10 protein-coding genes are annotated in these 13,118 nt (G+C 70.2%); 7 read left to right on the forward strand and 3 right to left on the reverse strand.

The genetic code is table 11. From position 1 onward, the window contains the following. Positions 1–129: 129 nt before the first annotated feature. Complete coding sequence (locus tag I5071_RS18295) at positions 130–423, reverse strand: hypothetical protein (RefSeq protein ID WP_236606762.1); 294 nt, start codon at positions 421–423, stop codon at positions 130–132. Between the two features lie 392 nt (positions 424–815). Here I5071_RS18295 and I5071_RS18300 point away from each other — a divergent pair, with 392 nt between their 5' ends. From I5071_RS18300 to I5071_RS18330, 7 genes are all read left to right on the forward strand, one after another. Next, entirely contained in the window at positions 816–1,649 is an 834-nt protein-coding gene (locus tag I5071_RS18300; protein ID WP_236606763.1) for an OmpA/MotB family protein, read from the forward strand. Positions 1,650–1,720: 71 nt separating this feature from the next. After that, on the forward strand, positions 1,721–2,575 hold the full coding sequence (locus I5071_RS18305) for a Ppx/GppA family phosphatase (protein WP_268921255.1): 855 nt from the start codon (positions 1,721–1,723) through the stop codon (positions 2,573–2,575). 30 nt (positions 2,576–2,605) lie between these two features. Beyond that, positions 2,606–3,472: an S-methyl-5'-thioadenosine phosphorylase gene (gene mtnP / locus I5071_RS18310; protein ID WP_236606765.1), complete on the forward strand. Its 867-nt coding sequence runs from the start codon at positions 2,606–2,608 to the stop codon at positions 3,470–3,472. Between the two features lie 114 nt (positions 3,473–3,586). Continuing rightward, a complete protein-coding gene (locus I5071_RS18315) occupies positions 3,587–4,516 on the forward strand; it encodes a PfkB family carbohydrate kinase (RefSeq protein ID WP_236606766.1) in 930 nt (309 codons plus the stop codon). A 287-nt stretch (positions 4,517–4,803) separates the two neighbouring features. Further along, complete coding sequence (locus I5071_RS18320; RefSeq protein WP_236606767.1) at positions 4,804–5,706, forward strand: hypothetical protein; 903 nt, start codon at positions 4,804–4,806, stop codon at positions 5,704–5,706. A 134-nt stretch (positions 5,707–5,840) separates the two neighbouring features. Continuing rightward, positions 5,841–7,484, forward strand: a complete 1,644-nt coding sequence (locus tag I5071_RS18325) for a putative metal-binding motif-containing protein (protein ID WP_236606768.1) — start codon at positions 5,841–5,843, stop codon at positions 7,482–7,484. Between the two features lie 185 nt (positions 7,485–7,669). Then, complete coding sequence (locus I5071_RS18330; protein ID WP_236606769.1) at positions 7,670–11,827, forward strand: hypothetical protein; 4,158 nt, start codon at positions 7,670–7,672, stop codon at positions 11,825–11,827. A gap of 128 nt (positions 11,828–11,955) precedes the next feature. Here the strand turns inward: I5071_RS18330 and I5071_RS18335 are convergent, their stop codons facing one another. After that, complete coding sequence (locus tag I5071_RS18335) at positions 11,956–12,207, reverse strand: hypothetical protein (RefSeq protein WP_236606770.1); 252 nt, start codon at positions 12,205–12,207, stop codon at positions 11,956–11,958. 48 nt (positions 12,208–12,255) lie between these two features. Next, positions 12,256–13,107, reverse strand: coding sequence for a DNA-methyltransferase (locus I5071_RS18340; protein WP_419249655.1), 852 nt, complete (start codon positions 13,105–13,107; stop codon positions 12,256–12,258). Positions 13,108–13,118 lie beyond the last annotated feature (11 nt).

Below are 13,118 nucleotides of genomic sequence, written 5' to 3' on the forward strand. Positions count from 1 at the left end.
GCACGCGAGGCCGAGGACGCTCCGGATTTCAATCTGGGCCGGCGGCGACCCGTGCCGCCTGGGTCGGTCTGCGCGCCGGGCCCGTCACTTTCATGCGCGCCCGCCAGCGGGTCCGCGCTCGGCTGGAAATCAGCCGTTGAGGAGGTTGGTCGAGCCCGCCTCGAGCGAGGTGGTCTCCGGCGCCGCGCCCTTCTTGCCGCCGCGCTTCGACGCCTTCTTCTTGGCGCCGCCCTTCTTGGCCGCCTTCTTCGCCGGCGCCTTCTTGGCAGCCGCCTTCTTCGCGCCGCCCTTCTTCGCGGCCTTCTTCGCCGGCGCCTTCTTGGCGGCCTTCTTCGCGGGGGCCTTCTTGGCGGCCTTCTTCGCGCCGCCCTTCTTCGCGGCCTTCTTCGCGCCGCCCTTCTTCGCAGCCTTCTTCGTCGCCATCAGTCGACCTCCTTAGCGGCCCCGAGGAATTTCAGCGGGGTCCTTGTCCGCGGTCTCACGACCACCGACTTGACGTACCGTATTGTCACGTCACTCAGTGTGTCAAGCCGAACTGCCACATAAATTATATCTAACTTAGTGATCACAGACCCCTCATTTCACGATCAGTTTCGCATATTCCCGAATTTCCTCGGTTTTTTTGCATGGTCACGCACACCCGCGGAACTGCACGGGAAGCGGTGACCAGCCCGATCGGGCAGATCGCGACCCGGGGTTGCAGCCCCGGCGGACGGGGGGCTAAGGTCCGCCGCGCGGGTCGGCCGCCCTGTCTCGGGACCCGCGCCACAGGGCTCCAACACCAGCGCCGCGGTGACGCGGCAGGCGAGGACGACATGCGGGCGAAGACGTGGGGAACAGTGGCCGTGCTGGCGCTCGGCGTGGCGCTCGGCAGCGTCGCGGGATGCGGCGGTCGCGACGAGCGCGACATCGCGCGGATCAACGAGCTGGAAGGTCAGCTCCGCAGCGCGGAAGAGCAGCGCGCACAGATGGAGACGCGCATCACCGAGCTCGAGGCGCTCAACGCCCAGCTGGTGTCGCGACTCGAGGCGCTCGGGCAGGACGTCGAGGGCCTGCAGAGCGAGCGCAGCTCGCTGCAGTCGAGCCTCACCGAGACCCAGCGCGCCCTCGAGGAATTGCGCGAGCGCGAGCGCCAGCAGCAGGCGCGCCTCGCGACGTTCCGCCAGATGCTCGAGCGCTTCCGCGCGATGATCGACTCGGGCCGGCTGCGCGTGCGGATCTTCCGCAACCGCATGGTCGTCGAGCTGCCCGACAACGTGCTCTTCGACTCGGGCGAGGCCGAGCTGCGCGAGCAGGGCCAGCAGACGCTCGCCGAGGTCGCGTCGGTGCTGCGCTCGATCGAGGGCCGGCAGTTCCAGGTCGCCGGTCACACCGACAACGTGCCGATCCGATCGCGCCGCTTCCCGTCGAACTGGGAGCTCTCGACGGCGCGCGCGGTGAGCGTCGCGCGGTACCTCATCGAGCAGGGCATCTCGGGCGAGCGCATCAGCGCCGCGGGCTACGCGGACACCCAGCCGGTCGACAGCAACGACACCGACGCGGGCCGCGCCCACAACCGCCGCATCGAGATCCAGCTCGTGCCGAACATCGACGAGCTGCCCGATCTCTCGGCGCTCACCGGCGAGACCGGCGGCGGAGGCGGGTCCTGAGCGATCGCGTCTGCGCGATCGACGTCGGGACCAACACGCTGCTCGGGCTGATCGTCGAGCGCGCGGGGACGATCCGCGTGCTCGACGATCTCGGACACATCACGCGGCTCGGTCGTGGTGTCGACGCGCGCGGCCGTCTCGCCGACGACGCGATGGATCGCGCGATGAGCGCGATGCGCGACGTCGTCGAGCACGCGCGCGCGACGCACGGCGTGCGCGCGATCGTCGCGGTGGGCACGAGCGCGATGCGCGACGCGACGAACCGCGAGGTGATGATCGAGCGCGCGTCGCGCGAGCTCGGCGTCGCGATCGAGGTCATCGACGGGGCGCGCGAGGCGAAGCTCGCGTTCCGCGGCGCGCTGCCGCTCGTGCCGATCGACGATCGCGAGGAGATCACGGTCGTCGACGTCGGCGGCGGGAGCACCGAGATCGCATCGGGGCGCGGCGCTCGTCTCGCGCGATCGGTGAGCCTCGACGTCGGCAGCGTGCGCCTCTTCGAGCGACACCTCCGCGCCGATCCGCCCTCGCGCGCGCAGATCGACGCGCTGATCGCCGACGTCGATCGCGCGATCGACGCGAGCGGCGCGCGCTTCGCGGGCTCATTCGTCGCGCTCGCGGGCACGGCGTGCACCGTCGCCGCGGTCGCGCGCGGGATCGATCCCGAAGGCGCGAACGCGGTGCACGGCACGAGCTTGTCACGCGACGCGCTGCACGACGTGGCGGTACGCCTCGCCTCGATGAGGATCGACGAGCGACGCACGACCCCGGGCGTGCCTCCGGGCCGCGAGGACGTGGTCGCGGCCGGCGCGCTGCTGCTCGATCGGATCGCGGAGCGCGCGGGCGCCTCGTCGATCGAGATCTCGAACGGCGGGGTGCGCTGGGGCCTCGCGCTGGAGCGCCTCGCGCCCGGCGCGGGCGGGTGCTAGGGTCGCGCGATTTTTCGCGGGGAGAACGCGATGACGACGCGAATCGTCGGCGTGATCGGAGGCAGCGGCCTCTACGACATGGATGGGCTCGTCGAGCGCAGCGAGCACCGCGTCACCACGACGTTCGGTGATCCTTCCGACGTCGTGATCGCGGGCACGCTCGGCGACACGCGCTTCCTGTTCCTGCCGCGGCACGGGCGCGGTCACCGCATCCCGCCGCACCGCATCAACTACCGCGCGAACCTCCTCGCGCTGAAGCAGCTCGGCGCCGAGCAGGTGATCAGCATCAGCGCGGTCGGCTCGATGCAGGAGGACATCCACCCCGGCGACGTGGTGCTCGTCGATCAGTTCATCGATCGCACCCGCAGCCGCCCGAGCACGTTCTTCGACGACGACGGGGTCGTCGCCCACGTCGAGTTCGCGGATCCGATCGACGCCGCGCTGCAGGACGCGCTCTATCGCGCCGCGCTCGAGGTCGGCGTGCGCGCGCGCCGCGGCGGCACCTACGTGTGCATCGAGGGCCCGCAGTTCTCGACGCGTGCCGAGAGCGATCTCTATCGCAGCTGGGGCACGACCGTGATCGGCATGACGAACCTCCCCGAGGCGCGGCTCGCGCGCGAGGCGGAGCTGCCCTACGCGACGGTCGCGCTGGTGACCGACTACGACTGCTGGCGTCGCGAGGAGGCCGCGGTGAGCGTCGATGCAGTGCTCGCCGTGCTCAAGAAGAACGTCGGGACCGCGCAGGCGCTGCTCCGCGCGGTCTCGCCGAAGATCCCGGATCCCGCGACGAGCCCGGCGACGAACGCGCTGCGGCACGCGTTGATCACCCCGCCCTCGCACATCTCGGCGGCGGCGAAGGAGAAGCTCGCGGCCCTCATCGGCCGGCATCTTTCGTAGCCCGTCGCCTCGTCGTTCTCCCTTCGTGCGCGCCGCGCGCGTCCTCGCCAACCGAGAGGATCGCCGCGGCGCGGACTCGTGTGTGCCCCGTTCGTTCTCATGAGGAGTGAGCCCATGTCGTCGATGCTCGTGGTCGGCTCGGTCGCGCAGGACACCATCCACAATCACCTCGGCACGCACGAGCGCGTGCTCGGCGGCTCGGCGACGTTCGCGGCGCTCGCGGCGTCGTACTTCACGCCGGTGAAGCTGGTCGGCGTCGTGGGACGCGACTTCCCCGACTCGGGCGTGCAGCTGCTGCGCGACAAGGGCGTCGACGTGCGCGGCCTCGAGGTGGTCGAGGGCAAGACGTTCTTCTGGGAGGGCCGCTACTCGGACGACCTCACGAGCCGCGAGTCGCTCAAGACCGAGCTCGGCGTGTTCGCGTCGTTCCAGCCGAAGATCCCCGCGGAGCACCGCAAGACGCCGTACGTGATGCTCGGCAACATCGATCCCGAGCTGCAGGTCGCGGTGCTCGATCAGATCGACGCGCCGAAGCTGGTGATCGCGGACACGATGAACTTCTGGATCTCGGGCAAGCCGCTCGAGCTCGCGAAGATGCTGAAGCGCATCGACCTGCTCGTGATCAACGAGGAGGAAGCGCGCCAGCTCTCGGGCGTGCACAACATCCTCAAGGCGGCGCGCGCGCTGCTCGCGATGGGACCGCGCATCGTCGTGATCAAGCGCGGCGAATACGGCGCGCTGCTCTTCGAGGGCGAGAGCGTCTTCAGCGCGCCGGCGTACCCCTGCGAGGAAGTGCTCGATCCGACGGGCGCGGGCGACTCGTTCGCGGGCGGCCTGCTCGGCTTCCTCGCGAAGGAGGATCGGGTCGACGGCGCGACGCTGCGCCGCGCGGTCATCCACGGCTCGGTCATGGCGTCGTTCCTCGTCGAGGGAATCTCGGTGGAGCGCCTGGTGCGCGTGACGCCCGCGGAGATCGCGACGCGGTACGCGGCGTTCGCGCGGCTCGCGCACTTCGCGACGCCGTCCGAGATCGGCACGCTCTGATCGGGCGCGCCGCTACGGAATCCGTAGCGCTACGGATTCCGTAGCGACCTTCGGGTCGCCCCCGGGAAAAATCGTTGCGCGCGCTACGAAGCGCGCCGACCGTCTCGCTTTGTGGTTAGGATGGCGCCCCGCGCGTGCGCGCGACCACGAGGAGATTGGCGATGTCGAAGGGGCGGATTGGCTTGGCGATGATTGCGCTCGCCGGAGCGCTGAGCGTCGGGTGCGGTGACGACGACGGATCGACGGGGGGCACGGACGCGGGGCAGGCGGATGCGGGCTGTACGCCCATGACACCGCCCACGCTGCCGACCGAAGATCCTCCGACCGACGTCGAGTGCACGGCGCCCGACGGAGGCACGCCGGGCATGGGCGCGTGCTGCTACGTGGACTCGCAGTCGGACGTGCAGGAGGCGCCCGAGCTGCGCCTCCGCTACCTCGAGATCAGCGCGCCGGAGGGCTCGGCGCTCACCGGGCCGGTGCTGCTCGGCGTGCTCAACAACGCGCTCGAGAAGGGCACGTTCGCGTGGCTGATCCGCGTCGAGGGCGCGGACGCCGACGGTGAGGTCACCGTGCGCACCGGCTTCGGCGTGAAGGCCGAGGACGGCACCTACGCCTTCCCGACGGGCGATGGCAGCGACCCGCTCGGCGTCGACGACGTGGAGCGCTACGGCCCCGCGGAGATCCCGGGCACGATCACGGGCGAGCGCGTGGTGACCGAGCGTCACACGGGCTCGGTCGTCGTGCCGGTGCTCAACGAGGCGGAGACCGACGTCCAGCTCGAGCTCGAGCTGCGCAACATCCAGGTCATCGAGGGCGAGCTCAACAGCGAGCGCAGCTGCGTCGGCTGGCAGTCGAGCCGCGGTCGGTTCCAGACCGGCGCGATCCTCGACGGCTTCATCGAGGTCGAGTCGGCGCGCCAGGGCATGGTCGTGAGCGGCCCGGTCATGACGACGGTGTGCGCGGCGATCGCGGGCCTGCTGACGCAGGCGAACTACTGCGAGGAGAACCCGCAGAGCATGTGGATCACGCAGCCCGACTCGCTCTGCACCGAGACCGGCTGCACGGCGAACGCGAGCTGCGAGGAGGACGTGTGCGATCGCGGCGGCGACAGCACGACGGGCCTTCCCGCGTGCAACGCGTGGCGTCTGGTCGCGCAGTTCGCGGCGCAGGGCGTCGAGATCACGAACTGACGCGCGGACGAGCGCGTGATGGAGCCCGCCCGGTCCGAGAGGACCGCGGCGGGCTTCGTCGTTGTGGGGCGCAACGCGCACGGCGCGAGAGCGATGGCGGCCCGTCGCGAGTAGGCTCGCGGCGGGAGGGCTCGATGCCGAAGGTGTGGGTGGGGCTGTGCGTCGCGATGGTGCTCGTGGGATGCGAGCCGGACTACGCGTGCGGCGACTTCGTGTGGAGCGAGGACCAGGGGCGCTGCGTGTGCCCGATGGGCACGACGCAGAGCGACGCGGGCACGTGCCTGCTGAGCGACGGCGGGATGATCTTCCCGCCCGGATGGGACGGCGAGGTCCCGGGCGCGTGCCCGGATGGGCGCCCGATGCGCGAGCTCTTCGAGGACGCCGACGGTGACGGCCGCGGGCGCCCCGGCACCGGCGCGCTGCGCTGCGAAGGCGTGACCGATGGCGACGACTGCGACGACACGTGCGCCGAGTGTTTCCCCGGCGCGACCGAGATCTGCGACGGCCGCGACAACGACTGCGCGAGCGGCGCGGACGACCCGTTCGCGTGCGTGCGCGGCGCCGCGACGGAGTGCGAGACGAGCTGCGGCTCGACCGGCGTCGTCGCATGCGGGCTCGACTGCGCGGTGCCGGCGAGCGCGACGTGCACGCCGCCGGAGGAGGCGTGCGACGGAGACGACGACGACTGCGACGGAGTGGTGGACGAAGGCGTGCTGGCCGTCGGCGAGCCGGTGGACTGGATCGCGCTCGTGGGCAACCACTTCCACGTCGAGCCGCGAACGGACGGGCTCGTCGCGGTGTGGGCGGATGACGCGGGAGTGCACGCGCGGCTCGTCGATGCATCCGGCGCGCCCGCAGGCGCGACGATCGATCTCGCGTCCACGCTCAACGCCGATCAACTGGACACCGACGTTCGCGGAACCGTGTTGTACGTCGCGTATTCGCGCGGCAGCGAGATCTACCTGCTCTCGGCGGAGCTGCCGTCCCTGACGGTCACGGCGGGACCTCGGCGGATCGCCAGCCTCGCCTCCCCGACCCACACCCTGCAGGTCGAGCACACGTACACGACGATGGTCTTCCACGACGCCGCATCGGGGAGCGGCATCCGCATGCGGTCGGGCACGAACATCGCGACGGACGCGTTCAACGAGCGGACCGCAGTCGCGGTGAGCACGCTCGAGTACGAGGTCGTGGTCCCCGCGACCTCGATCGACCGGACGTACATCGTCTACTCCGGTCGATCCTCGGAGGCCGAGGACTACGAGATCTACGTGCAGCCGGTGACCTCGCTCGGGCCGGACGGGACCGCGCACCGCATCACCGACAACGCACTGCACGACGATCGTCCGATCGTCGCCGAGCAGGACGATCGACTCGCGATCGCTTGGCTCCAGCGCGCCACGACCGGGTCCGGCACGTCGTCGTTGCAGGTCCACTCGATCGTACCGACGGCAAGCAGTCCCTGGCCGGCGGGCGACGAGGTGATGATCGGCACGATCAACGCGTTCGGCACCCACGACCTCGTGCCGTACGCGGGCGGTTGGCTCGCGATCGTCGCGCAGAGGCTGGAGATGACCTATTCGTCGGCGGTCTCGCTCCATCCCCTTGCTCGTGACGCGCACGTCGCGGGCGAACAGCTCGAGATCGAGTCGACGACCGTTCGCTCGCTGGGGATCGGGCGGGCCGCCGCCATCGGAACGACGCCGTGGCTGCCCCTCGCACACGCCAGCGAAGGCGGCGCGCCGAGATTCGACGCGCGCCCGGTCGGCTGTCCGTGAGCCCGCATCGCCGTGTCGCCGCGCACGACGGCCGGCTCTGATACCTCGCCCGCCGTTGATTCGAGTTCAACGACCCGCTTATCCTCCCTCGACGGTGGAACCGCGTGTTGCGCAATGTGCGCGAGCGTCGGGGAGGATGTTCCATGAAACGCCTTGGCTCGCTTAGCCGGCCGCTGTTCGCGGTCATGCTGATCTTCACGGTGTTCGCATGCGGCGGCGGTGGCTGCTCCGGGTGCGAAGGATGTGGCGTCGCGCCGATTCCTGGTGGCTTCCCGCTGAACCAGCGCATTCCGAACTCCGCGCAGGTGCGCCTCTCGGAGAGCGGAATCCAGTTCATCGAGGACAACATCATGAGCATCGTCGGAACGCTGCTCATGGGCGGGCTCGAGTTCGACGTTCCGCAGATGTCGGGGAGCCAGTCGATCGGCGTCGGGAACGTGTCCTACACGCTCTGCACGTCGAACGACTGCGTCGCGCGCGGTGAGATCCAGGACCTCGATCTCACGCCGCAGAACGGCTCGAATCGCCTCTCGGCGCTCATCCAGGTGATCCTCGACAGCCGTGACTCGGCCGGGAATCGCCGGGCGATCCCTGTCCGGCTGCGGGGATCAGGAGTGCTCTTCTGGCTCGACACCACGTGCCAGGCCGACATCGACACGAGGAACGGGTCGCGCTCGCACATCGGGTTCGCGGCGGACATCGACTTCGTGGAGGAGACGCGGGCCCCGCGTACCGGCTACACGCGGCTCACCGTCGCGAGCGCCGACTTCGCCGAGGGTCAGGACATCGAGAGCGACGACATCGACATCGGCGGCTGCGACGGGCTCGATGGCGGAATCATCAACGGCGTCATCGGCCTCGTGAAGGACCAGCTCCTGGGTGCGCTCACCGGTCAGATCACCCCCGTTCTCACCGACGCGATCGACTCGCAGCTCTGCACCCGTGCCGGCGAGACCGGCTGCCCGACGCCGGGCTCGCGGCCCGATGGCGAGGGCCCCGACGCGACCTGCGTGTTCGAGTCGGCCCCCGATCAGTGCGTGCCGATCCTCCTCGGCACCGACGGGCGCGGCGATCTCGGCAACGCCTTCCTCGGCGGGTTCTCACCGGGCACGCACGGACACGGACAGTTCGTGCTCGGCGCAGGTGGCGACGGCGAGGCCGTGAACAACGGCATGTCGCTCTTCATGGTGGGCGGGTTCATGTCGATGGATCCGACGTTCACCACGTCGCCCGGACACAACCCGTGCGTGCCGGTCGTCGAGCCGCCCTGCGTGCCCGGCGGTGAAGGCGCGGAGGGCTGCAGCATCGCGCGCGCCGAGGCGTTCCGCGGCAACGTGATCCCCGGCACCTCGACGACCTCGCACGTCGGGATCGGCATCGCCGAGGACTTCCTCGACTACGCGGGCTACGGGATGTTCGACAGCGGCATGCTGTGCATCGGCGCGGGCACGCGCCTGAGCCAGCAGCTCTCGACCGGTCTCGTCTCGGGCCTCGTGCCCTCGCTGAACACGCTGACGTTCCCCGAGCGCGGCTCGCCGCTCACGCTCGCGATCCGTCCGCAGCTCCCGCCCGACTTCACGATCGGCACGAACGCGGGCGCGCCGCTGCTCACCGTGTTCCTCGAGCAGGTGCAGATCGACTGGTACGTGTGGAGCACCGAGCGCTACGTGCGCTTCATGACGTACCAGACCGATCTCACCATCGAGATCAACCTGGACGTCGAAGCGGGCGAGATCGTGCCGCGCATCGAGGGCGTGACCGCGTCGAACTCGATGATCTTCAACAACGAGCTGATCACCGAGAACCCCGACACCGTCGCGCGCGCGGTCGAGAACGTGCTCGGCACGTTCGCGGGCATGCTCGGCGGCTCGATCAGCCCGATCGCGCTCCCCGACATCATGGGCTTCGAGCTCGACGTGCCGGCGGAAGGCATCCGCGGTGTCGCCGACGGCGGTGAGTCGTTCCTCGGCATCTTCGCGAACCTGCGCATCGCCGGCTCGGCGATCGTGTCGCCGGTCGAGACGAGCCTCGAGGTGTCGGACCTCGAGCTCGATCACGAGAGCATGGCGCTCGAGACCTGGGCGCAGGGCGACGGCAACACCGTGTGGCTCCACTTCGGCGCAGAGGGCGCGCCGAGCTCCGACTACGAGTACAGCTATCGCATCGACGGCATGACGTGGTCGCGCTGGACCAGCGATCCGCGCGTGCGCATCGACGACGACGTCCTGCTGCTGCAGGCGCGCCACGTGATCGAGGCGCGGGCGCGCATCCGCGGCGAGGCCGACTCGGTCGACCGCAGCCCGGCGCGCACCGAGCTCATCGTCGACGTGCTGCCGCCCGAGGTGCAGGTCTCGAGCGAGGGCACCGGCTTCGTGGTGCACGCGAACGACCTGATCAGCGCCGCGGAGCAGCTCGAGTACCGCTTCCGCGTACGCGACGGCGAGTGGAGCGCGTGGCAGGTGTCGCCGCGCTACGAGCCCGACACGCTGCTGGTCGACGGCGGCATGCTCGGCATCGAGGTGCGCGACGAGGCAGGCAACGTGACCTCCGCGACGTTCCCGCTGATCCGCGGCATCCCGAACCCGAACGGCGGCGGCTGCGACTGCGGCGTCGCGGTGGGCGGCACCGATCGCAACGGACCGCTCGCGCTCGTCGGATCGATGCTGCTCCTCGGCGCGATGGTGGTGCGCCGCCGTCGCACGATCGATCGCTCGAAGCTCCGTCGCCTGCTGACGATCGGGATGCTCCTGCTCCCGCTCGTGCTCGGCGCGCAGGGCTGCGAGTGTGGTGGCGAGAGCGGGCCGCCGTGCGGCGACATGTGCATCGCGGCAGCGCCGCCCGGCCTCACCGCCGGTCAGATCTGCTGCGAAGAGACGAACATGTGCGCGAGCTACGACGTGGACGCGCTCTGTCAGCCGGGCTTCACCTGCCCGATCGCGAACCTCGTCGTCGGCACCGGCTGCGCGGTCACGTGCAGCGAGTGCATGCGCAAGCCGCCGCTCCAGCAGGGCATGATCGGCACCGATCTCGATCTCGTCGTGAGCGAGAGCGGCGAGCAGTTCGTCAGCGGGTACAGCGCGGGCGTGCCCACGACGCAGCGCTACGGCGATCTCGTGCTCGGCACGATCTCGGCGGGCGGTGACGTGGAGTGGGAGATCGTCGACGGCGCGCCCGAGCGTCCGGTCACCAACGATCCCGACGGCTGGCGCTCGGGCGTGAGCGCGCCCGGCGACGACGTGGGTCGCTGGACCTCGATCACCGACTCGGGGACGAGCCTCTACATCGCGTACTACGACGCGACGAACGGCGCGCTGAAGCTCGCGATCGGATCGCCGGGCGCGTGGGAGACCCACACGGTCGACGACACCGGTGACGCGGGTCGCTACGCGTCGATGGTCCTGCTCGATGGCGGCGTGCCGGCGATCGCGTACATGCGCGTCGAGGAGAATGCTGCGGGCTCGGGCCAGCCGCGCAGCACCGTGCGCGTCGCGGTCGCGAGCGACGCGAACCCGACCAGCGAGACGAGCTGGACGATCACCGAGGTCGCGGGCGCGGACATCTTCTGCCGCCCCGACTTCTGCGGCACCGGCCAGGCCTGCCTCGAGAACGGGTCGTGCGTCGTCCCGACGAGCGACTGCGCGGACGACTGCGGCGACAACCAGTGCTTCATGGGCACGTGTGAGGCCGCGCTTCCCGCGAACTACGTCGAGGATCTCCCGCCCGCGTACGGCCTCTACACCGCGCTCGCGCGCACGCCCTCGGGCGGGCTCGTGGTCGCGTGGTACGACCGCGGCCAGGGCAACCTCCACGCGTCGGAGCTGCCGAGCATCGGCGGCACGTGGGGCACGCCGATCCTCGTCGACGGCTACGCGCGCGGCGACGACTCGAGCTCGGGCGACAGCGGCATCGGCACGTCGATCTTCGTCGACGCGGCGGGCACCGTGCACGTCGCCTACGTCGACGGCGCCGAGGAGGCGCTGCGCTACGTGACGATCGCGGGCGGCGTGGCCTCGGTGCCGCAGACGATCGACACCGGCACGAGCGACGGCACGACGCCGCACACCGACGGACGTCACGTGGTCGGCGACGACTCGTCGATCGTCGTGACCGACGGCGGCGAGATCCGCGTGACCTACCAGGACGCGACGGTGCAGCACCTCATGCTCGCGCGTCGTGCCGCGGGCGGCGGCGAGTGGACGGTCTCGGTGCTCGACGACGAGAACCACACCGGCTTCTGGGCGGAGCAGGTCCTGATCGGCACCACGTCGTACGTCGCGACGTGGTGGCGCCAGGAGTCGCGCGCCGCGTCGGAGCAGGGCGTGCGCGTGCTGACCGTCGAGTGATCGCGAGCTGACGGAACGAAAGAAGCGGCGAGCGCCCTCGAGAGAGGCGCTCGCCGCTTCGCTTTTCCGTCGCTCAGATCAGAGACTGACCGAAATCGGCTCGCCCGTGCGAGCACTCCAACTTGGGCTCAGGCCGCGGTGCGCGACGACACGCGCGAGACCGGCTCGAGCTCGCCGTCCACGACGCCACGACGCGCGTCGCCGACCGCTCCGATCAACGTCTCACGGCTCACGAGCCCTGCATCGAGCAGCGCCCGCATGTAGCCATCCGCATAGCCGTGCGCGCGCGAGAGCTTCGCGTACGCGCTGCCTTCGAAGCGCGCGCGCGTGACGTCCGCCACCAACGCACGAACGCGATCCAGAAGCTCCTTCTCGCTCATCGCCGACCACCTCGTGTCGCGATGCATGCACGATACGGAGATCGGCGGTCAAAAAACGCGCGATCGCACGCGCACCATCTCGGGCTCCCACGCCGCGAGCCGCGTCTTCATCACGCGCACCGCGTCGCGGCTCGAGTCGATCAGCACGAACCCGCGATCGTGCTTCGCAGCCGCCTCGCCGGTCGTCCCGCTGCCCGCGAAGAAGTCGAGCACCACGTCGCCCGGCGCGCTGTGCACGCGCACGATGCGCTCGAGGATCGCGAGCGGTTTCTGGGTGGGATAGCCCGTCTTCTCGCGCCCGTTGGTGGGCACGATCGTGTTCCACCACACGTCGGTCGGCGTCTTTCCGCGCGCCGCCTTCTCGGGCCCGACGAGCTTCGGCGCCATGTACGGAACGCGATCGATCGCATCGTGATCGAACACGTAGCGCTTGGGATCGCGCGCGTACCAGAGCAGCACGTCGTGCTTCGCGGGCCAGCGCTTCTTGGTGCGCGCGCCGTAGTCGTAGGCCCAGACGATCTCGTTCACGAACGACGCGCGACCGAGCAGTCCGTCGAGCGCGACCTTCACGTAGTGCGACTCGCGCGGGTCGACGTGCACGAAGATCGATCCGTCCGCGCTCAGGCAGCGCAGCGAGGCTTCGATGCGCGTCATCAGCCACGGCACGTAGTCGTCGCCGCGCTTGTCGTCGTAGCGCGCGACCTCGTCGAGCTTCTCCACGCGGTAGCGCGCGCCCTGGAAGCCGATGCGCTCGCCCTCTTCGTCGCGCGTGACGCGCAGCCTTCGTCGCGACTGCACGCGGCCCGTGTTGAACGGTGGATCGATGTACACGAGCCGCGCGCACGCATCGGGCAACGTCGCGAGCGCCGCGAGGCTCTCGCCATGCACGATGCGTCGCAGCGCCGCTTTCT

The organism is Sandaracinus amylolyticus (assembly GCF_021631985.1).
Classification (GTDB): Bacteria; Myxococcota_A; Polyangia; order Polyangiales; family Sandaracinaceae; genus Sandaracinus; species Sandaracinus amylolyticus_A.

What these genes read in the sequence shown, in the direction of transcription:
- I5071_RS18295 (WP_236606762.1), bottom strand. Translation starts at nt 423, where the DNA reads ATGGCGACGAAGAAGGCTGCGAAGAAGGGCGGCGCGAAGAAGGCCGCG.
- I5071_RS18330 (WP_236606769.1), top strand. Translation starts at nt 7,670, where the DNA reads ATGCTGATCTTCACGGTGTTCGCATGCGGCGGCGGTGGCTGCTCCGGG.
- mtnP (WP_236606765.1), top strand. Translation starts at nt 2,606, where the DNA reads ATGACGACGCGAATCGTCGGCGTGATCGGAGGCAGCGGCCTCTACGAC.
- I5071_RS18335 (WP_236606770.1), bottom strand. Translation starts at nt 12,207, where the DNA reads ATGAGCGAGAAGGAGCTTCTGGATCGCGTTCGTGCGTTGGTGGCGGAC.
- I5071_RS18320 (WP_236606767.1), top strand. Translation starts at nt 4,804, where the DNA reads ATGACACCGCCCACGCTGCCGACCGAAGATCCTCCGACCGACGTCGAG.
- I5071_RS18325 (WP_236606768.1), top strand. Translation starts at nt 5,841, where the DNA reads ATGCCGAAGGTGTGGGTGGGGCTGTGCGTCGCGATGGTGCTCGTGGGA.
- I5071_RS18315 (WP_236606766.1), top strand. Translation starts at nt 3,587, where the DNA reads ATGTCGTCGATGCTCGTGGTCGGCTCGGTCGCGCAGGACACCATCCAC.
- I5071_RS18300 (WP_236606763.1), top strand. Translation starts at nt 816, where the DNA reads ATGCGGGCGAAGACGTGGGGAACAGTGGCCGTGCTGGCGCTCGGCGTG.